At 68.9% G+C, this 21876-nt stretch carries 22 protein-coding genes; 11 read left to right on the forward strand and 11 right to left on the reverse strand.

Features of this window, described 5'->3' with window-relative positions; translation table 11 throughout:
- Positions 1-30: 30 nt before the first annotated feature.
- Genes DMP23_RS08550 through DMP23_RS08560 form a run of 3 tightly spaced genes read left to right on the forward strand, consistent with a single transcriptional unit; the run spans position 31 to position 3124 of the window.
- A complete protein-coding gene (locus DMP23_RS08550; RefSeq protein ID WP_337820701.1) occupies positions 31-1104 on the forward strand; it encodes a VanZ family protein in 1074 nt (357 codons plus the stop codon).
- Positions 1105-1154: 50 nt separating this feature from the next.
- Positions 1155-2636, forward strand: coding sequence for an AlkA N-terminal domain-containing protein (locus DMP23_RS08555; protein WP_337820702.1), 1482 nt, complete (start codon positions 1155-1157; stop codon positions 2634-2636).
- Complete coding sequence (locus tag DMP23_RS08560) at positions 2633-3124, forward strand: methylated-DNA--[protein]-cysteine S-methyltransferase (RefSeq protein WP_337820703.1); 492 nt, start codon at positions 2633-2635, stop codon at positions 3122-3124. The genes DMP23_RS08555 and DMP23_RS08560 overlap by 4 nt, the downstream gene beginning before the upstream one ends.
- Positions 3125-3434: 310 nt before the next feature.
- On the opposite strand, the gene DMP23_RS08565 is transcribed toward DMP23_RS08560, so the two are convergent.
- Both DMP23_RS08565 and DMP23_RS08570 read right to left on the reverse strand, forming a co-directional pair.
- Positions 3435-4259: an isocitrate lyase/PEP mutase family protein gene (locus tag DMP23_RS08565; RefSeq protein WP_337820704.1), complete on the reverse strand. Its 825-nt coding sequence runs from the start codon at positions 4257-4259 to the stop codon at positions 3435-3437.
- A gap of 87 nt (positions 4260-4346) precedes the next feature.
- Positions 4347-4979 (reverse strand): peptide deformylase, encoded by a 633-nt coding sequence (locus tag DMP23_RS08570; protein ID WP_337820705.1) that lies wholly within the window; start codon positions 4977-4979, stop codon positions 4347-4349.
- A gap of 93 nt (positions 4980-5072) precedes the next feature.
- Here DMP23_RS08570 and DMP23_RS08575 point away from each other — a divergent pair, with 93 nt between their 5' ends.
- A complete protein-coding gene (locus tag DMP23_RS08575; protein ID WP_337820706.1) occupies positions 5073-6269 on the forward strand; it encodes a cysteine desulfurase-like protein in 1197 nt (398 codons plus the stop codon).
- A complete protein-coding gene (locus DMP23_RS08580; protein ID WP_337820707.1) occupies positions 6270-7004 on the forward strand; it encodes an enoyl-CoA hydratase-related protein in 735 nt (244 codons plus the stop codon).
- Here the strand turns inward: DMP23_RS08580 and DMP23_RS08585 are convergent.
- Together DMP23_RS08585 and DMP23_RS08590 are read right to left on the reverse strand one after the other, a co-directional pair.
- Entirely contained in the window at positions 7001-7516 is a 516-nt protein-coding gene (locus DMP23_RS08585; RefSeq protein ID WP_336157624.1) for a TetR/AcrR family transcriptional regulator, read from the reverse strand. The genes DMP23_RS08580 and DMP23_RS08585 overlap by 4 nt on opposite strands.
- The gene (locus DMP23_RS08590) at positions 7449-8042 is read right to left on the reverse strand and encodes a GNAT family N-acetyltransferase (protein ID WP_337820708.1); all 594 of its coding nucleotides are present in this window, start codon (positions 8040-8042) and stop codon (positions 7449-7451) included. The genes DMP23_RS08585 and DMP23_RS08590 overlap by 68 nt, the downstream gene beginning before the upstream one ends.
- A gap of 318 nt (positions 8043-8360) precedes the next feature.
- Between DMP23_RS08590 and DMP23_RS08595 the strand changes: the two genes are divergently transcribed.
- The 4 genes from DMP23_RS08595 to DMP23_RS08610 all read left to right on the forward strand — a co-directional run bounded on the left by DMP23_RS08595 (position 8361) and on the right by DMP23_RS08610 (position 11365).
- Positions 8361-8783, forward strand: coding sequence for a hypothetical protein (locus DMP23_RS08595; RefSeq protein ID WP_037810609.1), 423 nt, complete (start codon positions 8361-8363; stop codon positions 8781-8783).
- 592 nt (positions 8784-9375) lie between these two features.
- Positions 9376-9930: an Rv1733c family protein gene (locus DMP23_RS08600; RefSeq protein ID WP_235146610.1), complete on the forward strand. Its 555-nt coding sequence runs from the start codon at positions 9376-9378 to the stop codon at positions 9928-9930.
- Positions 9931-10376: 446 nt separating this feature from the next.
- Positions 10377-10826 (forward strand): helix-turn-helix domain-containing protein, encoded by a 450-nt coding sequence (locus tag DMP23_RS08605; protein WP_037810611.1) that lies wholly within the window; start codon positions 10377-10379, stop codon positions 10824-10826.
- Complete coding sequence (locus tag DMP23_RS08610) at positions 10823-11365, forward strand: toxin (RefSeq protein WP_037810612.1); 543 nt, start codon at positions 10823-10825, stop codon at positions 11363-11365. The genes DMP23_RS08605 and DMP23_RS08610 overlap by 4 nt, the downstream gene beginning before the upstream one ends.
- 574 nt (positions 11366-11939) lie before the next feature.
- On the opposite strand, the gene DMP23_RS08615 is transcribed toward DMP23_RS08610, so the two are convergent.
- Positions 11940-15329 carry an aminotransferase class I/II-fold pyridoxal phosphate-dependent enzyme gene (locus tag DMP23_RS08615; protein ID WP_337820709.1) on the reverse strand — a complete coding sequence of 1130 codons (3390 nt, stop codon included), beginning with the start codon at positions 15327-15329 and terminating at the stop codon, positions 11940-11942.
- A gap of 107 nt (positions 15330-15436) precedes the next feature.
- Complete coding sequence (locus DMP23_RS08620; RefSeq protein ID WP_037815098.1) at positions 15437-16378, reverse strand: NAD-dependent epimerase/dehydratase family protein; 942 nt, start codon at positions 16376-16378, stop codon at positions 15437-15439.
- A 265-nt stretch (positions 16379-16643) separates the two neighbouring features.
- On the opposite strand from DMP23_RS08620, the gene DMP23_RS08625 reads away from it, so the two are divergent.
- Positions 16644-17774 (forward strand): MAB_1171c family putative transporter, encoded by a 1131-nt coding sequence (locus DMP23_RS08625; RefSeq protein WP_134667423.1) that lies wholly within the window; start codon positions 16644-16646, stop codon positions 17772-17774.
- Here DMP23_RS08625 and DMP23_RS08630 read toward each other — a convergent pair.
- The 5 genes from DMP23_RS08630 to DMP23_RS08650 form a co-directional block, all read right to left on the reverse strand.
- Entirely contained in the window at positions 17756-18406 is a 651-nt protein-coding gene (locus DMP23_RS08630) for a DUF998 domain-containing protein (RefSeq protein ID WP_337820710.1), read from the reverse strand. The genes DMP23_RS08625 and DMP23_RS08630 overlap by 19 nt on opposite strands.
- Before the next feature lie 81 nt (positions 18407-18487).
- Positions 18488-18796 carry a thioredoxin gene (gene trxA / locus DMP23_RS08635; protein WP_337820711.1) on the reverse strand — a complete coding sequence of 103 codons (309 nt, stop codon included), beginning with the start codon at positions 18794-18796 and terminating at the stop codon, positions 18488-18490.
- Positions 18793-19185, reverse strand: coding sequence for a MerR family transcriptional regulator (locus DMP23_RS08640; protein WP_337820712.1), 393 nt, complete (start codon positions 19183-19185; stop codon positions 18793-18795). Before DMP23_RS08640 ends, trxA begins: the two co-directional genes overlap by 4 nt.
- 29 nt (positions 19186-19214) lie before the next feature.
- Positions 19215-20414 (reverse strand): FAD-dependent monooxygenase, encoded by a 1200-nt coding sequence (locus DMP23_RS08645; protein ID WP_337820713.1) that lies wholly within the window; start codon positions 20412-20414, stop codon positions 19215-19217.
- Positions 20415-20498: 84 nt separating this feature from the next.
- Positions 20499-20954, reverse strand: coding sequence for a MarR family winged helix-turn-helix transcriptional regulator (locus DMP23_RS08650; RefSeq protein ID WP_037815113.1), 456 nt, complete (start codon positions 20952-20954; stop codon positions 20499-20501).
- 55 nt (positions 20955-21009) lie between these two features.
- Here DMP23_RS08650 and DMP23_RS08655 point away from each other — a divergent pair, with 55 nt between their 5' ends.
- Positions 21010-21825, forward strand: coding sequence for a class I SAM-dependent methyltransferase (locus DMP23_RS08655; RefSeq protein WP_337820714.1), 816 nt, complete (start codon positions 21010-21012; stop codon positions 21823-21825).
- The last annotated feature ends 51 nt before the right edge of the window (positions 21826-21876 follow it).

The raw sequence follows: 21876 nt of genomic DNA on the forward strand, positions 1-21876 counted from the left end.
GCCTGTGCGCTCACGCGGGGTGGAGGAACGATGACTCAGTGGAGCGGTCCCACGCTGATCGCCGTGTTCGCCGGATTCGGGCTGGCGTTCGTTCTGGTGGTTCCGTACGTCGCGATCAGCTATCGCAAACGCGGCGAACTCGGCCTGCTGCGCGCGATCGCCGCGCCGGCGTTCCTCGTGTACTGCTTCGCACTGGTCACCTACACGTTGCTGCCGCTGCCGGACGTCGACGCGGCGTACTACGCGACGCACGAAGCGCTGCGGCACCCGGTGTGGAATCCACTCCAGTTCCTGGAAGACATGCGGCAGTTCAACACCGGGCTACTGGACAATCCCGCGCTGCGCCAGGTGTTGTTCAACGTCGCGTTTTTCGTGCCGTGGGGCGTGTTCGTGCGCCGATTGTTCGGGCGGAGCATCGGTTTCGCCATCGTCACTGGGTTTTTCGTGTCCCTTGCCATCGAGACGACCCAGCTGACCGGCGTGTGGTTCCTGATGGAGTGCCCGTACCGGCTGTTCGACACCGGCGACCTGCTGTCCAACACTGTCGGCGCGGGAGTCGGCGCCCTTCTCGCGCCCGTGCTGCGGTGCCCTGGACGGCTGCGTCCGGCCGACGAACCGCGCCCGGTCCTCGCCCGGCGACGACTGCTCGGCATGGTGCTCGACCTGATTTCGGTCACGCTGGTGGGCGTCGTGCTGAGCATGATCGCGCTCGCGGTCCAGTACGTCACGAAGGGCACGCTGCAGAACAACACGCTGATCGACGACGTCCTCGGCCGCTGGGTGCCGACCGCGGTCCTGCTGCTGCTCGTGCCGCTGGCGGGCAACGGCGCGACGCCTGGTCAGCGCGCGGTTCTGCTGACGGTGGTGCGCGCGGACGGGCGGCCGCCCTCGATGCTGCAGTCGATCGTCCGGTTCCTGATCGGTTCGGGCGGCTATTTCATCCTGGTCGGCTTGGATTCCGGGTGGACGTCGCTGTGGCTGCTGGCGCATCTGGTGTTCATGGTCTTCACTCGCGGACACCGAGGACTGACCGGGCTGGTGTGCGGATTGTCGGTCGTCGACACGCGGGCGGTGGGCCGGGAGCCGGTTGCCCCGCCAGGGTGATGTCGTTTTTTCGCGAGGTTTCGCGCGCGAGGCGGGGCAGACTGGTCGGCGTGTACGAGGACACCGAACGCTGTATCCGCGCGGTGCAGTCGAAAGACGACCGGTTCGACGGATGGTTCTTCACCGCGGTGCTGACCACGGGGATTTACTGTCGGCCGAGTTGCCCGGTGGTGCCGCCCAAGGTCGAGAACATGCGCTTCTACCCGAGCGCCGCCGCAGCGCAGGCCGCCGGATTCCGCGCCTGCAAACGCTGCCGACCCGACGCGTCGCCCGGTTCGCCGCTGTGGAACGAACGCGCCGACATGGTGGCGCGCGCGATGCGCCTGATCGGCGACGGGATCGTCGACCGCGAAGGCGTGCAGGGGCTGGCCGCGCGACTCGGGTACAGCGTCCGGCAGGTGGAACGCCAGGTGCAGGCCGAACTGGGCGCGGGCCCGCTCGCCCTCGCCCGGGCACAGCGCGCCGAGACCGCCCGGTTGCTGATCGAAACCACGACGATGCCGATGAGCGACATCGCGCACGCGGCCGGGTTTTCGAGCATCCGGACGTTCAACGAAACCGTGCGGGCAGTCTTCGCCCTGACGCCGAGCGAACTGCGCTCCCGCGTCCGCGGCGGCAAGCGGACCAAGTCGCAGGGAGTGCTGTCGGTACGGCTCCCGTTCCGTCGGCCGCTGTGTCCGGACAACCTGTTCGGGCACCTGATCGCCACCGCGGTCCCAGGCGTCGAGGAATGGCGCGACGGCGCTTACCGCCGCACCCTGCGACTGCCGCACGGCCACGGCGTGGTGGCGCTCCGCCCGGAGCCGGACCACGTCGCGTGCCGCCTGAGCCTGACCGACCTGCGCGACCTGGCCGCCGCGATCAGCCGTTGCCGCTGGCTGCTGGACCTGGACGCCGACCCGGTAGCCGTCGACGAACAGCTCGCCACGGACCCGACCCTCGCTCCCCTGGTCGCCGCCGCACCCGGCAGGCGCGTCCCGCGCACGACCGACTCGGCCGAGTTCGCCGTGCGAGCAGTCCTCGGCCAGCAGGTCTCGACCGCGGCCGCCCGCACCCACGCAGCGCGCCTGGTCCTGGCGCACGGCACCCCGATCGAGGACCGGGAAGGCGGCCTGACGCACCTGTTCCCGTCGCCCGAATCGCTGGCGGAACTGGACCCGGAAACGCTGGCCATGCCGAAGTCCCGCCGCGCAACCCTGCTGGGTCTCGTGTCGGCCCTGGTTTCCGGCGACGTCGACCTGACCGCAGGCGGCGATTGGGTCCACGCCCGCGCACAACTGGCCGCCCTGCCCGGCTTCGGCCCGTGGACCGTCGAGAGCATCGCCATGCGCGCCCTCGGCGACCCGGACGCCTTCGTCGCGACCGACCTGGGCGTCAAGATCGCGGCCGAAAACCTAGGCCTGCCAACCAGTCCAGCCGCCTTGATCGCGCACGCCTCCCGGTGGCAGCCCTGGCGCGCGTACGCGGTCCAGCACCTGTGGGCGACCGGCGACCACCCGATCAACCGGATTCCCGCAGAGGAATCGGCATGACCATGGTGCACACCGTCATCGACAGCCCCGAGGGCCCGCTGACCCTCATGGCCCGCGACGGGGGCCTGGCCGGGTTGTACATCGGCGACGAGCAGTACCGCCCGCCCCGAGCCGCCTTCGGCGACCGGGACGACCGCCCGTTCGCCGCGGCGACCCGTCAGCTGAACGAGTACTTCGCCGGGGATCGGGTCGAGTTCGACCTTCCGTTAGCTTTCAGCGGCACTCCTTTCCAAGAGACGGTGTGGCGGGCGCTCCTGCGGATCCCGTACGGCGAGACGACGACCTACCGAGAACTGGCCGAGTCGATCGGCCGCCCGACGGCGTCCCGCGCGGTCGGCCTGGCGAACGGCCGGAACCCCATCGGCATCGTGGTGCCGTGCCACCGGGTGCTGGGCAGCAACGGATCGCTGACCGGCTACGCGGCTGGGGTGGAGTGCAAGCGGAGGTTGCTGGAACTGGAGCGGGGTAGGCGGTTGGTTGCGGGATGAGTCGGGGCGAGTTGGCTGCGGCTTGGGTGGTTGGTTGCTTGGTGAGTCGCGGGGTGAGTCGGGGCGCGGCTGGAGTGGTTGGTTGCGGGATGAGTTGCAGTCGAGCCGGGCGGCCGGGTCGCGGTTTGGGTGGGGTGAGTTGCGGCTCGGATTGAGGGCAAGCCAGCGTCCCGCCTCGCCCGTCTGCCCCAGCTCACCTCCCCCGTCTGCCCCAGTTCGCCTCGCCGGTCTCTCCAGTTCGCCTCGCCCGCCCGTTCAGATCGCCTGCCCGCGGCGCCCCACTCCAGCGGCTCCCGCCCTCCGCCGAGGGTCAGTTGAACCAGCCGTTCACCGTCCCGAAGTCCAATGCACCCGTCACCTCCCCGTAAGTCCCCTGCTTCAGCACCTCTGCCGCGGCGTGGTGGGCCAGGGAGTAGGCCGCCTGGGCGATGGACGTTCCTACGCTCACCCGGCGCACCCCAGCGGTTGCCAGGTCGGACACTGGGGGTGCACCCGGGCCCGCCATGGCGCTTACCGGGATCGGCGAGGACTTTGCCAGTTCTGCCAGGACTTCGACGTCCGTCAAGCCGGGGACGAAGATGCTGTCCGCTCCGGCGTCGGCGTAGACGCGGGCTCGGGTCAGGACGTCGTCGAAGCGGCCGGTGGGTTCGCCGATTCCGAAGAGGTACACGTCCGTCCTGGCGTTGATCCACAGTTCCGACAGACCGGCCGTCGCGGCGGCGGCGCGGGCTGCGGTGAAGCGTTCTGCCTGTTCATCGGGGGTGAAGAGAGTGGCGGTTCCGGCCCGGGAGTCTTCCAGGTTCACGCCGACCGCGCCCGCCTCCACCACGCCTCGCACGGTTTCGGCGACCGCTGACGGGGCTAGGCCGTAGCCGCCCTCAATGTCGGCGGTTACTGGGACTTTTACGGCTGCGGCGATTTGGGCGATCACGGTCAGCATTTCCGCCCGCGACAGGTGCTGGCCGTCGCCTCTGGCTAGGGCCCAGGAGACGCCACCGCTGGTGGTGGCGATCGCGGGAGCACCGGCGCGTTCGATAGCGACTGCGCTGCCTGCGTCCCAGGCGTTCGGCAGCACGAGTACCTCAGCCGCGTGCAGTTCGCGGAAGAGATTTGCCTTGTCTTGCAACGAGTTCATCAGGGTCCTCCCCAGTGGCGAGCCCCGGGCGGGGCAACTGCGGAGGAACGTATCAGCGGGCACCGACAAAAACGGGCCGGCGAGAAATCAGGGGAGGTCGAAGCCCAGTTCGCGGGCGGCGTCGGCGGGGGTCGGCTGGGTCCAGCGGCGGGCGACGGCTTCGTGGGTGGACAGCGAGCGCAGTTCGGCTCGGTCCAGGTACAGGATGCCGTGCAGATGGTCGGTCTCGTGTTGGACGATTCGTGCTGGCCAGCCGGACAATTCCTCGTCCAGGGCCGCACCGGTTTCGTCGGTGCCGCGGAGCCGGATCCGCAGGGGGCGCGCGACGACGGCCTGCCATCCGCGCACGCTCAGGCAGCCTTCGAAGAACGCGGCGGTTTCGTCGCCCACTCGGGTGTACTCGGGGTTCACCAGCACGCGGAACGGCAGCGGGACGATCCCGCGGGTGGCGAGCGTGGATTGGGCGACGCCGGGGCGTTCGCGGGCACCGTCCTCGACCACCGCGATCCGGACCGACAGGCCGATCTGCGGAGCCGCGAGGCCGACGCCGGGTGCCGCGTGCATGGTCTCCTTCATGCCCTCGATCAGCCCGGACAGCAGCTCGTCGCTCAGTTCGCCCTCGTACGGGCGGGCGGCGGCGCGCAGCACGGGGTCGCCTGCCTGCACGATCGGCCACGGCAACGGCTGGGCGAGCAGTTTTTCGACCTGTTCGGCAAGCACCGGCGAACCCCTCTCCAAGGGCAACGGGACAGCGGCATGATCGCACCCGCGCGGAGCACGACACTCGCCCGGGGATCAGGCAAGCTGGCAGCCGTGGCCTACGACGTGAACGCGATCCGCAAGCACTTCCCCGCGCTCGAGAACGGCGCTGCCCACTTCGACGGACCCGGTGGCTCCCAGGTCCCGGACGTGGTCGGCGAAGCAGTCTCCTCGACCCTCTGCGCCGCCATCGCGAACCGCGGCACCGTCACGGCGGCGGAACGCCGCGCGGACGGCGTCGTGCGCGAAGCCCGGCAAGCCGTCGCTGACCTGCTCGGCACGCAACCGGAGGGCGTCGTGTTCGGGCGCAGCATGACGCAGGTGACCTACGACTTCTCCCGCACGCTCGCGAAGAACTGGGGGCCAGGCGACGAGGTCGTGGTCACCCGGCTCGACCACGACGCCAACGTCCGGCCGTGGGTCCAGGCGGCCGAAGCGCGCGGTGCGACTGTTCGCTGGGCGGACTTCGATCCCGAGACGGGCGAGTTGCCGACGTCATCGGTCACGGAGCTGCTCACTGACCGGACGCGCCTGGTCGCGGTCACCGCTGCCTCCAACCTGCTGGGCACGCGTCCCGACATCCCGGCGATTACCGGCGCGGTCCGCGAAGCAGGCGCGCTGAGCTACGTGGACGGCGTGCATCTGACGCCGCACGCAGTGGTCGACATCGCCGCGCTGGGTGCGGACTTCTACGCCTGCTCGCCGTACAAGTTCCTCGGACCGCACCTCGGCCTTCTCGCCGCTGCACCGGATCTTCTGGAGACATTGCAGCCGGACAAGCTGCTGCCGTCGAGCAACGCGGTTCCGGAGCGTTTCGAGCTGGGTACGTTGCCGTACGAGCTCCTCGCGGGCACTACCGCCGCTATCGACTTCCTCGCCGGGCTCGTGCCGAGTGAAGGCAGTCGTCGCGAACGTTTGCGTACGTCGCTTACGGCGCTTGAAGAGCACGAAGACGCACTGTTGCAGCGTCTGGAGGACGGGCTCGCCGCACTGCCACGTGTCGTGCGATACGGCTCGCCGACGCGCCGCCGTACGCCGACAGTGTTGTTCTCGGTCACCGGGTTGACGCCGCAGGCGGTGTACGAGCGTCTCGGCGCGCGCGGGATCAACGCGCCTGCTTCGACGTTCTACGCCATCGAGTGCGCTCGGCATCTCGGTCTTGGCGACACTGGTGCCGTACGCGCTGGCATCGCGCCGTACACGACTGCAGCGGAAGTTGATCTGCTGCTCGCTGCTGTTGCGGAGCTGTGAATGAGCATCGAGACGACTGTCGACGGACAGGTCACCACCATCACCATCAACCGTCCGGAGAAGCGGAACGCGCTCACGAAGGCGATGTACGTCGCCCTCGCGGACGCCTTCGACGCTGTCCGCACGCCGATCGTCGTACTGAGCGGAGCCGGCGGTGCGTTCACCGCGGGCAACGACCTCGGCGACTTCCTCGCGCACGAAGCCGGTGACAGCACGAAGACGCCTGCGCGGGTCTTCCAAGAGGCGTTGCTCGCGACGCAGGCAGTAGTCGTCGCCTCGGTCGACGGTCCCGCTGTCGGCATCGGCGCGACCCTGCTGCTGCATTGCGACCTCGTCTACGCCACCGAACGCAGCTACCTGCAGTTCCCCTTCGTACCGCTGGGGCTGGTGCCGGAGTTCGGCAGTAGTTACGCGCTGCCGCGTCGAGTCGGCCCGCAGCGTGCGACGGAGCTGCTGCTGTTCGGAGAACGCCTGCCTGCGGTCGAAGCGGCGCAACTCGGGTTGGTCAACGAAGTGCTCCCTGACGAGACAGCGCTCAGCAAGCGCGTCTCAGAACGCGTCGCGACCCTCGCGGAACGGTCTGTACGCGCGGTGACAGCGACGCGCGCGCTGTTGCACGACCGCACCGACGAGAGCGTCGAAGAGCGCATGGAGTCGGAGTCCAAGCACTTCGCCGAACTGCTGCACGACCCGGACACTGTCGCCACGTTGCGCGCGAAGCTCGGCAGGCGTTAGCGGCGGCGGCGCTTGTCCACTGCGGCGTCGAGAACTGGACCTAGCTCCTCGACAACCGTGTCAAGCGCCGTCACCGAGTGCTCGACCCGGGCCAGCACTAAGGCTCCTTCAAGCGCGCTGATCATCAACACTGCCAGCGAAGCAGCGCGCGCCGCCGGTACGCCCATCTGCTGCAGCGCGGACACGATGGGCTTCCGCCACTGCGCGAAGGCGTCGTTCGCACGCTCACGCAACGGCTCGCTCGACGCCGCCGTGTCGGTGACTGTGGCCACTAACGGACAGCCGTAGTCGTAGCCGATCTCAAGGAACTCCGCGCGCCAGTTCTCGACAACTGCGGCGAAAAGCGCGGACGGCGTCGGGTCCGACAGAGAGTCCATCGCGCGCGTCACGCGTCGTGCGGCGTAGCGGCCTGCCCAATCGATGGCTTCGCCGAACAGCTGTTCCTTACCGCCCGGGAAGTAGTGCTGAAGCGACCCCCGCGGCGCTTCGGCATGCGCTACCACCTCGCGCATGCCAGTGCCGCTCAAGCCCTGCGTACGCAGCAACTGCGCAGCGCTGAAGACCATCCGGTCGCGCGCCGGCCGTTCCGTCATCGAGCGTCTCCTCCGTGACCGTCAGCTCGTACTCGTTCTCGCCGCGGTACCCCGGGACGAAGCGGAACCCGCACGCCCGCAGTAATCCTTCCGCAGCGACGTTGCCCTCCTGCACGGTGGCGTGCAGCTTCCAGCCGAGCCACTGCTCCGCGGCCAGCCGGACGAGGCTGCGGCCGATGCCCCGCCGCTGCCACCGGTCGGCGACGAGCAGCCCCAGTTCGACGCGGCGGTCGTCCTCCGGGACCGCGTTCAGCAGCCCTGCGGGCACGCCCGAAACCTCGGCGACGAGGGCCGTGTCGACCAGAAGGAATCGCTGGTACCTGGACAGGACCGCGTCCGGCTCGATCGGGCCGCCGAGGGTGAACCGGCGGCTCAGCGATTCCGGCGAGCAGGCGCGGACGAGGTCGGCCACGGAACCGGCGGTGGCCGGTCGCACGGCAGTCATGACAGTCGTCATAACCCGAGGGTGGCACACGGCCGGGTCTATGACAAGCGTCATGGAAGATGTCACGCTGCCGACACGACCCGCACGGCCCGCCGGTCCCGGCGCCGGTGCGCCGCCACCGGTTTCGGGCAAGGAGAATTCACTGATCGTATCCGCGATACCCCATCGGCGGTAATTCCACCGATTAATCGGGGCTTGACCACGATGCGTGTCCGCCGGGCCTCTTCGGGTGAAAACGGTTCCCGATACCTGTCGGGAACGCGTTTCTTCCTTATATTTTCCTGGACGCTCCGGAAGGCGAGCAAAGGAGACACGGCCATGACCCAGTCGCTCGAGGTTCCGACGAAGGAATTCTGTCTCGACTGGACGATGGACGGGGCCCATGGCGGCAGGGTGCACTTCACCCTGTCCGGCCAGGTGAGCCTGTTGGACGGCAAGCGGTTCTACAAGGTCGACGGCGTGCTGTACATCGCGGACGGCAGCGCGTACTGCCGGGAGATCGGGAACCCGCGGCTGCACGTGCGGCGCAACGGCGTCGAGGAGACCGGACGGCAATGGGGCTGGGAAGCGATCAGTTCCCGCAAGAGCGCGAACCGGCTCTGCACAATGGACGGCTATTTCGTGCGCACGGGCTACTGGGCGCCCGCCGATCGCAGCATCCAACTCGGAATCGTCGCCGAACACGGGATCACCCGGCGTCGTTCGCACAGTCCGACGGCGACGATTCGACTGGTCGACTGAATGGTTCCCGGATATCGGGAGCGTTCCCCCGGTTTGTGCTTGGCGATACCCCGATTCCGGACCGGACGGCAATGAGCGTTTTCCCGAGCGGCCCGGGCGGACCTGTCTGCCCGGGCTGTCCCCGGCGGAAACCTCCGGTTGCCCGCAGGCGAACTCCCGGCACACAGTCGCACCGGCCGCCGAGGCCGCAAGATCGCTTGCCCGCCAACGCGAACCGTGCGAATCAGACGATCCACCGAGCGACCGCGGCGCCGAACCATCGATACCGCAACCCATCCGCCGCCGAACCCGGCGAAAGATCAACCCGGGCAACGCGTACCGGACCCGCCAGACATTGGCCTGGACCACTCGTCGCGCCACGCGAAACCCTGCCCCCGCAAGGCGCAACCTCCGCTCGTCGTCACCCACACGGGTAGTCCCCGGGCCCGGAGGTAAGCGAAAACACACCGGATCCCCAGGAAAAACATGAAAAACGTTGTGCGGGACACAGCGCTCGCGCGCGCGAAAGAGGACCATGAGAGGCATGCGGAACAGGACTCGGGCAGGCAGACCACCACACCCTGGTAAACGATTGCTCCGACGGCTCGGCGCCGTGCGCAACCCGCTCGTGCGACGGTCGGACCGGATCGAAGGCGTACTCGCCGGGATCGTCACGCTGCTGGCGCTCATCGCGATTCCCTTCGCGATGATGATCGGCAGCGAGGACATCGCCGCGGAGACCGCCGCGTCGGACGCGCAGCTGCAGTCGCGGCACCAGGTCACCGCCACGGTGCTGACGACGGCCGCGCAGCCGGCCGCCTCCGTCGGCGACAGCGCGCCGATCGCGAACACCGCGCGCGTGAACGCGGTCTGGAAGCCCCCGCACGGCGTGCAGCGGACCGGCGTCATCACGGTGCCCGCCGCCTCCGCGACCGAGGGCTCGACCACCGACATCTGGCTGGACGACAGCGGCAAGCAGACCACCGCCCCGCTGACGCACGCGGACGCGGTCACCAACGGCGTGCTCGTCGCGGCCTTCTGCTGGCTGTGCGCGGTCGGCGTGCTGGGCGGCGCGTTCTGGATCGCGCGGCGAGTGCTCGACCACCGGCGCGCGGCGCGGTGGGCTGACGAATGGGCGCAGTTCGCCGGTCCGGAAGCGGTTCGCTGACAGCTCTGCCAGCCACGGTGCTTGCCGGCGGTTCCGCACCGGAACACCTCCGGCGTCAGCGCGGTCGGCTGCTGGACAGGCGTGATCCGTCAGTCCGGCGCCGGCCGCTGCCATCTACCGGCTCCCGAAGTTCCGCACATCCCCCGGCGCTGGCGCGCTCCGCGGTCCGGCCAGCGGCGTAGTGCGCCGGGCCCGGAGGCAGTTCGCTGACACGTCTGCTGCCTCCGGACCCGGCCTCGGCGGACCGAGCGGGGCGACACCCCCAGCGTCGCCCCGGGCCGGTACTACGCCTGCCGCTCTTGCCCGGTTTGTGTGGCGAGTTAGCCACCAGCTATCTCGTTGAGGCACAGTCTTGTGGAGCCCTCCGGCGATTGTCAACTGTGAGCTAATCTGAGATAGTCGCCTTAGCTGAGAGCAATCAGCTGCAACTGGAGGGGCGTAGCAGCATGTCCGATGACACTCAGCCGGCGGATGCCCGGCCCACCCTGGCCTCCAGACTCGACGACCTGTTCCGCACGGTGCGCCCGCAGGGGAGGCACTGGACGAACGCCGAGGTGGCGGCCGAACTGAAGCGGGCCACGCCGGAGCTGAAGGTCGGCGCGGTGTACCTGTCTCAGCTACGCACGGGCAAACGGACCAATCCTTCTCAGGAGCTGCTGGCCGCACTGGCGAAATTCTTCGGGGTCTCCGTCGCGTACTTCTTCGACGATGAAGTGGCCGGATCGGTGCTGTCGGAGCTGGCCGCGGTGGAGGCGATGCGCCAGGCAGGCGTCCGCGCGGTCGCCATGCGCGCGGCGGGCATGCGCGAGGAAAACCTCCAGGCGATCACCACGATCATGGACCAATACCGCAAAATGCAGGGGCTGCCCCCGGTCACGGACGAAGCGGCGCGGTGACCGGCACCCCGTCCGAAGCCCCGCAGCGGCGCGAGCAGCTGCGACGGATGCGCGACGAAGGCGCCCAGCGAATCGCCGAACTCGACCTCCCGCCGAAGTACGACCTGGCCACCCTCTGCGCCCGCCTGGGCGAAATCCGCGAACGGCCGATCACCCTCGTGCCGCTGCCGATGCCAGCGTCGCACCCGTGCGGCATGTGGGTAGCCGCACGGGGCGAGGACCTGATCTTCTTCGACGCCAACACCACCGGGGCGCACCAGGAGCACATCATCTTGCACGAGCTGGGTCACATCATCTGCTGTCATCGCGGCTCGGGTCTCCTTGACGACGAGAGCGCCCGCTCGCTGTTCCCCAACCTGGACCCGGACATCGTCCGGGACATGCTGATGCGCGCCACCTACGACGACGCACAGGAACAGGAAGCGGAGATCATCGCCTTCCTGCTGTCGGAACGCATGGGCACGCCGTCGAAACCCATCGCCGAAACCCCCAAAGCAGGGGAGAAACCGATGGACCGCATCGAACGCTCGCTCCTCTAGCGCGCCGGTACGTGAGGGCCACCTTCACGGACTCTGATTCCCTCAGGGTTCCCCTCACGACCAGCCGAAGTACGTGAGGGGCCCCTTCACGGACTTAGATTCCCTCGAGGAGCCCTTCACGGACCACCCCGCCGGGGCTCGCAGCCGTCGGCCGGGATGCCGCCCCAATGTGGCATTGGGTGCGGGGGACGCACCGAACGCCACATTGGGTGCATCTGACGCACCCAATGCCACATTGGGGCGCTAGCCCCCACCACGAACCACCCGCAGCCAGTGCACCCAACGATCGAAGCACCCAGCCACACCCCCCAGCCGATGCACCCAGCTGTCGAAGCACCCAGCCGTAGCCGATGCACCCAACCATCAAGGCACCCAACCGCAGCCGATGCACCCGCTATCGAGGCACCCAGCCCCTCCCCCGCACCCCGATACGAAGCCTCCCTGCGGGCGGTGGGTGCTTGTCAAGGCATCTTTCCCGCCTTGACAAGCACCCACCGCCCGTCAGCACAATCAAACTTCGGGGTGCCCCACGCAACCAAGACGGGCGCAATGTCGCCGCCAGGCGACGAGCCGCCTACCTCAACCCACCCAACTCAGCCCCCAAAACCCCCACCGCATACCGCAGCTGATCCTCCCGATGCTCACTGGTGATGAAGAACCTCAACCGAGCCAACTCCTCATCCACCGCCGGATACAAAATCGGATCCACCACCACCCCCCGCTCAAACAACGCCGTAGCCAGCCTCAACGCGACCTGGGAACTCCCCACCACGCAAGGCACGATCGGCGTCCCCCCAGCAACCCCAGTCGGCACCCCCGCCGCAGCAGCCAGTTCCAAGAACAACCGGGAATTCTCTCGCAACCGCACCAATCTCTCCGGCTCTTCCTTCAACACACGAAGCGCCGCAAGCGAAGCCGCCGCATTAGCCGGAGTAATCCCCACGCTGTAAACAAACCCCGGCAACGAATACCGCAACCACCGCACAGTCCGTGCCGACCCAGCCAGATACCCCCCGCACCCGGCAAGCGACTTCGAAAGCGTCCCCATCCAGAGATCAACCCCGGACCGATCCACCGCGAAGTGGTCCCCAACCCCAGCCCCGCGCGGACCCATCGTCCCGATACTGTGCGCCTCGTCAACCATCAGCAACGCCCCATAGCGCCGCTTGAGCTCAATCAACGCAGGCAGATCCGCAAGATCCCCGTCCATGCTGTAAACGCCTTCAACCACAATCAGCACCCGCCGGAACCGTGACCGCGTCCGACGCAGCACGTCCTCCAGCCGTGCTGTGTCGTTGTGCGGAAACGGTTGCCGCGTAGCCCCGGACAGCGCACACCCTTGCAGAATGCTGTCGTGCGCCAGCGAATCGTGCACGATCAAATCCCCGGGCCCGACCAGATGACCGATCGCCCCGACATTCGTCGCGTGCCCGCTCACCAGCACGAGACTGTCCTCGACCCCGAGGAACGCAGCAAGTTCCGTCTCCAGGTCCCGCGACAAATCCCGGTCCCCGGCAAGCAATCGGCTGCCGGACACGGAAGTCCCGTACCGCTCGACCGCGTCGTGCACCGCCGCGGTCACCGCAGGGTGCCCGGCCAGCCCAAGGTAGTTGTAGCTGGAGAAGGACAGGTACTCCCGCCCGGACACGGACGTCGTAGCGTCCATCCGCCCCTGATGCTTGCGGAAGTACGGATTAGGCACCCCGAGATCGTCGAACTCAGTCAACCGCGCCTCGATAGCCGCGGCTTCCGGGAACTCCTCGATCGCCGCACTGGCCGGATCCCACGACGGAGCCGGAGCAGCCGGAACCGGAGCGGCAGGCACCAAATCCGTTGCCGGAGCTAGCATCCCGGCGACCGCCCCCACCGTCAGCGACCCCGACTGCTCGACCTCCACCGGAGCCCCCGGGAACCGCTTCCGCAGCCGCGCTTCCAACTCGGTGAGCATCAACGAATCGAAGCCGAGATCGTCGACCAGCAACTGCCCGGCATACAACTCGCTGACCGGAAACGCCGTCGTCCGCGCGACTTCCTCGAGCACGATCGCCAGCACATCCCGCGCGGACGTCGTCTCCTCCGTCTCCTCGACCGGCGTCGCGGCAGCCCCGAGCGGCTCCAGCGTCTGCGCCTTGGCGAGCTTCGCGTCGTCGACCACCCAGTGCCGGCGCGGGCTGAGCGGGCTCGGCGGCAGCGTGCAGCGCGGCAGGCCGCCCGCCACCGGACGCAGCCCCGCCCCGGTGACGGCGCGGGGAGCCAGCTCGGCCGGCAGCCCGTCCTCGACCGGCTCCGCCCCCGGTGACACCACACCAGCGAACACGCCTGGCACGAGCTCGCCGCTTTGGCCGGATTCGAGCGCGACCGACGCGGCGACGAGCTTGGACACCGCGTCCGCGACGTCGTCCGCGGCCACCGCGAGCCGCTCCGGGAAGAGCGTCCGGCGGGCGAGCGTGCCCGCGACGGCGGCCAGCGGCGGGTTCTCGCTGCCGAGCGCCTCGGCCACCTCGCGGGCGTGCCTGGCGAGCCCGGCCCGGTCCCGTGCGGTGAGCAGCAGCAGCCGCGGCGTCTCGGCGGGCGGCGGTTCCTGCGCCGCTTCCTCGACGACCACGTGCACGTTCGAGCCGCCGAAGCCGAACGCGCTCACCCCGGCCCGGCGCGGTCCGTCGCTGTCCCACGGCGTGGCCTGGCCCGCCACCTGCAGCCCGGCGTCCCGCAACGGCAGATGATCGGCCGGTTCGAAATCCGGCTGCGGCAGGATCTGTCCCTTGTGGACGGACAAAATGGACTTGATCAAACCGGCGATTCCCGCGGTGCCAAGGGAATGACCGACGACCGACTTCGCCGCTCCGAGATACGCCGGGTTCTCCGCGCCGCGGCGCAGCTCGCTCAGCGCGCTGATCTCCACGTCGTCGCCGACCGCGGTCGCGGTGCCGTGCGCTTCCAGGTACCCGACCGACGCCGGGTCGACCCCCGCGTCCTGGTACGCCCGCCGCAGCGCCCGCAGCTGACCGGACTCCTGCGGCATCATGCCGCCCTTGACCGTGCCGTCGTTGGACAGCCCGACGCCGCGGATCACCGCGTACACCCGGTCGCCTGCCGCCCGTGCGTCCGCGAGCGGGCGCAGCACCAGGACGCCGGCCCCCTCGCCGAGCACGAATCCGTCCGCCCGGCGGTCGAACGGACGGCATTCGCCTGCGCGCGAGATCGCGCCGATCCGGCACAGGCCCACGAACAGGTCCGGGGCCAGTACCAGCTGCGCGCCGCCGGCGACGGCGATCCGGCAGCGGCCCGCGCGCAGGGCGAACACCGCGTTCGCCACCGCGGTCAGCCCGCCGGAGCAGGCCGAATCGAGCGCGTAGCTCTCTCCGTGCAGGTCGAAGACGTTGCTGATCGAACTCGGCCCCATGTTGAGCAGCAGCCCGGCCATCGCGGTGGCGTGCAGGCCGCTGACCGCGGACGCCGCCTCGGCCATCGCCGGATCGCCCGCCCGGCCGAACTCGCCGCCGATCAGCTGTTTCATCCGCAGGTGCAGCGTGCTCATGTCGCGGTAGCCGCTGTCGCTGAGCGACATGATCACCGACGTGTCTTCGCGGTCGAAGCCCTCGGCTTCCCATCCCGCGTCCTGCAGCGCCTCGCGGGTCAGGTCGACCAGCAGCCGGTGCTGCGGATCGAGCGATTTGGCCCGCCGCGGCGGGATCTTGTAGTGCCCGGCGTCGAAGTCGCCGACGTCCTCCAGCAGCGCCATGCGGTCGGAGTAGACCGCGCCGCTGTCCCGGAAATCGTCGTTGTAGAACGCTTCCCGCCGCCACCGCGAATCCGGCACCCGCCGAAACTGCGGTTTGGGCTCGCTCAGCAGATCCCAGTACTCGTTGACGTTGCGCGCCCCCGGAAAACGGCATCCCATTCCGACAACGGCGATGTCCTGGCTATTTTCGGATTCTTCCCACCCAGATCTTACGGACCCCATGGCATGACTTCCTCGTGCCGATTCCCACCCAGTCGACACCGAGATTGCCCGTTCTTACCCAGTTTTTCAAGGGCATTGGGCAAGGTGCGGAGGAATGCACAGGCACCTCAACTCACGGTAGCCAAGCGATCACGCCACCAGCGCACGGTGGCCGGGAATTGATCTTTCTCGGGCGTCGGCGTAATCTCGAAAAATTCCTGTGCCGCACCGGAATCGAGGACAAACGGGCGGTCGAACTGGTAACGGACCTCCCGCAGCTCGCGCAGCATCGGCGAAACGAGCGCGGCCGCGTTCAGTAACATCGGGGAAAGCCGTTGCACAGGCACCGGAGGCACTCCCGCCGCCTCGCACAACAGCGCGACCATCACCCGGGCGGACCGCGGCGGACCAGTCGGCACGTGCCACGCCTTGCCCCACGCGTTTTCTTTCCGCGCGGCCGCGACCAGCGTGCGCGCGACATCGGAAATGTACGTCCAACTGTGCGAGGCGTCCGGATCGCCGAGTACCTGCACCTTCTGCCCGCGCAGCACGTTCGGCACCACGCGAGCGGCGAGATGGCCGCCGTCGGTCACTCCGGGGCCGAAGAAATCGGAAGCCCGCACCTCGACCGCGCGGATGCGGCCCTCGTCGTGCAATGCGTGCAGTTGTTCGGACAGCAATGCCCGGATCCGGCCCTTGGTTCCGGTGGCCGCGAGCGGCAGATTCTCGGTGAGCGGACCATCGACCGGACCGTAACCGTACAAATTCCCCAGCGACACCAGCAGCGCGTCGTTCGCCTCGGCCGCGGCGCAGATCGAGGCCTGCAGCGGCGGCCAATCGGCCGCCCACCGGTGATACGGCGGGCTCGCACAGCTGTAGATCGCCGTCGCACCCTTGGTCGCTTCGGTGAGCGCGGCCTGGTCAGCGGCGTCGAGAGAGACGTGCTCCAGCCCCGGTTCGGGCTCCCGGGGCGACCGGCCGATCACCCGGACCCGTTCCCCTTGTTCAGCCAGCAGCGCGGCGGTGGCCGCCCCCGCCGGTCCGTACCCGATCACCACCTGGAGACTCATGGCGACACCCTAGCGACGGGCGCATCCCGTTGCGGCCGCTCACGACCCGGTCGCCCGCCGTTCACCGGAAGATCACCCGCGGCAGCGCTCGAGCAGGCGGCCGGCACCCGGGATCCATCCGGAATTCGCCCAGGCCAGAACCAGTTTTCCGGCCCTAGTTCCGGCACTTGCGGTGGTGTATGGTCGCCGATCGTGAACAATTCCGCCAAGAGTGCCGCGCACACCGTTCCGCCCACCGGGCGCTGAGGCCGTTCCGGGGGCGCGAGTGAACACTCTGAAGATCATCTTATTCTCGCTGTCGGCGGTCTCCTCGTACGCGGCTTTGCTGTACAAGCTTTTCTCGATGCGCCGTTCGTGGCGCGACCCGGCCTACATCGTGCTGATGACGACGCTGATCCTGCAGTGCGTCACCTTCACCCTCGGCGCCCTCTCGCTCAGCATCGGCTCGCTGTTCGGGATCCCCAATCTGGCGATCTTGATCTTGCACCTGGCCGCGGTCGCGTACTGCATCAGCGCGCAGCTCCTGCTGATGCTGTGGGCGAATCCCCTGGCGGAAATCCGCACGCGGATCCGGGCGTGGATCGTTTCCGGCGCGGTGCTGTTCGTCGTGCTGACCGTGCTGTTCTTCATCGGCAACAAACCGGGCACCCCCGGCACCGCTTTCGCGGTGGGCAGCAGCGACCCGGTGATCCTCACCTACCTGCTGTTGTTCATCATTTCGCAGGCCGTGCCGTGCGTGACGATCTACCTGCAGTGCCTGCCGTACGCGCGGAGCACGTCGCGGGTGTGGCTGCGCCGGACGCTGCGGACGCTCGCGGTCGGCGCGGTCGTGCTGTTCTGCTACTGCGCCACGCGCGCGGTGAACATCGTGAGCCCGGCGCTCGGCTGGCATCTCGGCGCGTGGGCGATCGCCCCGTCGGTGTTCAGCGCGCTGGGCATCGTGATCGTGTCGTTCGGGCTGACCATGCCGTCGTGGGGCGAGCACGTGTCGTCGGTCGCCCGGTGGCAGCGCAATTACCGTTCTTATCGCGCGCTCTACCCGCTGTGGCATTCGCTGTACGAATCGTCGCCGGGAATCGCGCTGGAACCGCCGGCCGAGGGAGACACCGACCGGCGCTGGTCGGACCTGCACTACCGGCTGCATCGCCGGGTGATCGAGATCCGCGACGGCTGGCGCGCGCTGCGCCCGTACATGGACCGCGCCGACACCCCGGACAGCGACCAGGCGATGGCCGAGGCCCGCAAGATCCGCCAGGCGCTGGAGGCGAAGACCTCCGGACTGGCCCCGGCGGAGAGCCAGGACAACGGCGCGTTCGACGCCCACGACGCGAAGACGTTCGCCGCCGAGGTCGCCTGGCTCACCCAGGTGTCGGAGGCTTACGGCAAGCTGGCCTGAGCCGCTGGCCGCGGCTGCGGCTGGTCGCCCAGCAGCGTCTGGCCCTTCGTCAGCCACGCGAACCCGAACGCGAACACCGCTAGCGACTCCAGCCAGAGGGTCGGGTGCAGGGCCGCGGTGGCGGCGCTGAAGAACAGGCCGTTGACCACGATCAGCACCAGGCACGCGAGCATCACGATGCCGCACGTCCGGTAGATCGCATTGCGCGAACGTTTGCGCTTGGTCGGCGCGCCGTCGTCCTTGGTGAACAGGAAGAGACAGAAGAACGCGAGGGTGAGGAAGAAGATCGCCGCGAACACCAGGTGCGCGATGCCGATCGCGTGCTCGGTGGGAGTCGGCGAGACCGGCTGGGTCGGGAACAGCGCGACGCCGATGCCGGCGATCGCGGCGACGTTGGCCGCGATGTCGTCGACGCGGCCGTAACCGCGATAGGCGATCAGAAAGACGCCGATCGCGCACAACGTGCCGACGAAGACGTTCCGGAGATCGCTGTAGTAATAGCCGCTCAGCGAACCGAGCAGGCCGCCGCCCTCGAGCAGTTCCTTCCCGACGATCACGACGATCGGCAGCAGGATCCTGAGCACCCCGATGGCGCGGCGAAGGAACAGGTAAGAGCGCACGAAAGCGGTCATGGCACGGCCTCCCCGAAAGTCGTGCACTCTTTGTACCTGCTCCGTCACCCGTCCACCGGGCAAACCGGGAAGGCCACCGGTTCAGCCCAGCAGCTTGTCCAGTTCGGCGAGCAGTTTCGCCTTCGGCCGGGCGCCGACGAACGACGCGACCGGGGTTCCGTCGCGGAACAGCATCAGCGTCGGCAACGCCATCACCCGGTACGCGCGCATCGTTTCGGGGTTTTCGTCGGTGTTGAGCTCGCGCACGGTGAGACCGGGCCGTTCCGCGGAGATCTCGGCGAGCACCGGCGCGATCATCCGGCACGGCGGGCACCAGTCGGCGGTGAAATCGACCAGGACGGGCTGGTCGTGGTCCAGGACGTCGGCGGCGAAGGTGGCGTCGGTGGTCATCGGGGCTCCTCGGGTTCGGCGGTGCACGGGTCGGCCGGATGCGCGGTGGCGGCGGCGAGCTTGTCGAGCAGGGCGGCCCGGACCGCGGCGAGGTCGCGCATGCAGGCCTCGACCTCGTCCAGCTTCCGCCGGTACACCTCGACCGACGCCGGGCACGCGTCGCCCGCGTCGTGGCCGGTGCGGAGGCAGTCGACGAACGGGCGGGTGTCGTCGAGGCTGAATCCGACCGTGCGCAGGGTCTGGATTTCCTTGACGAGCCGCAGGTGGTCCTCGTCGTACTCGCGATAGCCGTTCGCCGCGCGCGCCGCCGGGAGCAGGCCCTGTGCCTCGTAGAAGCGCAGGGCCCGCGTGGTGGTCCCGGTCCGCTGAGCCAGTTCGCCGATGCGCATGTCTGCGACGCTAAACCTTGTCGCCAGCGTCAAGGCAAGGCGTGCGCGCGGGGCTGGGGGTATTCGCGGTATTTGACCGCGTTCGCCGCGCGGTTGCCCATGTACTCGAAGAGGCGGCGGCCGATCGGGCCGGTCAGCTTGCGGTACATCCGGTTGCGCTTGCGCAGCTTCTCCTCGGTGGCCGGGACCAGGAAGTCGCCCGAACCGGCTCCGTTGCGCTGCCCGACGCGGGCGGGCTTGCGCAGCCGCTGCTCGTAGCGGGCGAACGCGGTCACGTGGTCGCCGCCCGCCGCGGCCAGCTCGCCGGCCAGCACCTGCGCGCCCATCATCGCGAGACCGGTGCCGGATCCGCCCGGCCCGGCGCACCAGGCGGCGTCGCCGAGCAGCACGACCCGGCCGCGCGACCAGCTGTCGAGCTTGATCTGGCCGACGGTGTCGAAGTACAGGTCAGGTGCGTCGGCGACCGCGGTGAGCAGCTGCGGCAGTTCCCATCCGGCGTCGGCGAAGACCTCGGTGACGATGTCCTTCTGCCGGGCCAGGTCGGGACGGCCGTACCCGTCCGGGTCGCCGCGGAAAGTGAGGCCGACAGTGACGGTCTCCGGATCGCGGTGGCTGGTGACGATCGCGCCGAGGCCGGGTTCGTTGTAGAGCAGGCCCGCGTGGTCGAGGCGGAGGTGGTTGGGCGCGGTGAACCCGGCGACGTGGTAGCCGAGGTCGGTGCGGAATTTCGCCTCCGGGCCGAACGCGGCCGTCCGCACGCCCGAGTGGATCCCGTCCGCGCCGACGACCAGGTCGAACCGGCGCGGGGCGCCGTGGCGGAAGGTGACGTCGACGCCGTCGGAAGTCTCGGTCAGCGAGGTGACGCGGTCGCCGAAGACGTATTCGGTGTAGTCCTTGGTGTGGTCGTAGAGGACGCGGGCGAGGTCGCCGCGCAGGACCTCCAGCTCGCCGTTGGTGAACCCGCTCGGCAGGGTGAAGGCGGGCTGTCCGGACGGGTCGAGCTGCACCTGCTCGCGCAGCGCGGTCTCGTGCTCCCGCAAGTCGTCGAGCAGGCCCATCGCTTCGACGAGCTTCATCTGCTCGCCGCGGAAGTCGACGGCCTGTCCGCCCGGCCGCAGCTGCGGCGCGGCCTCGACGACGGTCACCGAATAGCCGTAACGGTGCAGCCAGTAGGCGGCGGACGGACCCGCGACGCTGGCGCCGGACACGAGAACTGTCTTGCTGGTCATCTCTGCTCCCCTGGATCGGTAGGCGATGCGGCAAGACTGCGGCGCACCGCTTACCGCGCCCGCACGGAGCGCTGACGATCTCCGTCAGTCCTGCGCCAGCCGGGTGAGCATCCGGGAGAAAACGCGGCCGAGCAGCTCCAGTTCGGGCCCGCTGACCTGGTCGAAGAAATACCGGCGCACGAGTTCGCCGTGCTGTTCCCTGGCCGCCGCGACCGCCGCGCGACCGGCCTCGGTGAGCCGGACGTTCGCCCCGCGCGCGTCCTCGGTGCAGTTCTCCCGCGTGACCAGCCCGCGCTTGCACATCCGGCTCACGTGATGCGACAGCCGGCTGCGGTCCCATTCGACGGTCGCGCCGAGTTCGCGCATCCGCAGCACGCCGTCCGGTTCGTTCGCGAGCGGGACGAGGAGGGCATAGTCGGCTCCGGAGATCCCGGCGTCGCGCTCCAGCTGCCGGTCGAGCGCGCTGCCGAGCGCCCGCTGCACGCGCTGGTAGGAACACCAGACCTCAGCCTCGCGCCGATCGGGCACCACGTCCGCCATCCGCTGATTCTACAAACAGAGGGCGGGATTTCGCGCCGGTGCGTAAGTTGGGAGAGTGACCAGGTCCGCTCAAGAAACCTTCTTTCGTGCCTTCCACGCAAGCCATCCGGCGGTTACGTCGCGCGCGTTCGGCGACGGCCGAAGCGCCGACGGACGGTCGAGTTACGAGCTTCTCCGGGACGAGATCGCTTCTCCGGGACGCGTACTCGATCTGGCCTGCGGCGACGGATTCCTGCTCGAACTCCTTGCCGCGGCGGGACATCAGGCGATCGGAGTCGACCTGTCGAGGGTGGACCTGGCCCTCGCCCGGCAGCGTTCGGCAACGGTCGCGGAAGGCCTGGCACAGCAACTTCCGTTCGCGGACCACTCTTTCGATTCCTGCGTGTCGCACATGGCGTTCATGCTGATGACTGACATCGACGAGGTGGCCGCGGAACTGGCCCGCGTGCTCCGGCCGGGCGGACAGCTCTCGCTCGTCCTCAGCGGCGGGGCGGCCGAAGGCGGGGCCCGCGCCCTGTTCGGCAAGCTGCTGCGGGAAATCCTCGCCGACGTCCCGGCCGAGCAGCGATTGCCTCCGCTCGGCGACAAGCGCACCCGCACTCAGGCCGGACTGGACGACATCCTCGTCCCGGCCGGGTTCGCTCCCGTTCAGTGGCGCACCGAGAAGATCGACTTCAGCGGTCCGCTGGATCAGGTCTGGGAGTTCGTCTCGACCGTCTACAACCTCTTCCCGCTCGGCGAACCCGCTTGCCAGGCGCTGAAAACCGCCTTTCTCTCCCAGGCCCCGGCGCTGGCGCGGCCCGACGGGCTGATCCCGCTCGACTTCGCCGTGCACCTGGCCAGCACCCGAACTGTCCACAAAGGACGGTAACCCGCACTAGTGGCTCCTGTCACCTTCTGGCAAGATCGAGGGCTCCGACGT

It is taken from the genome of Amycolatopsis sp. A1MSW2902 (genome assembly GCF_017312175.1).
Lineage (GTDB): Bacteria > Actinomycetota > Actinomycetes > Mycobacteriales > Pseudonocardiaceae > Amycolatopsis > Amycolatopsis nivea.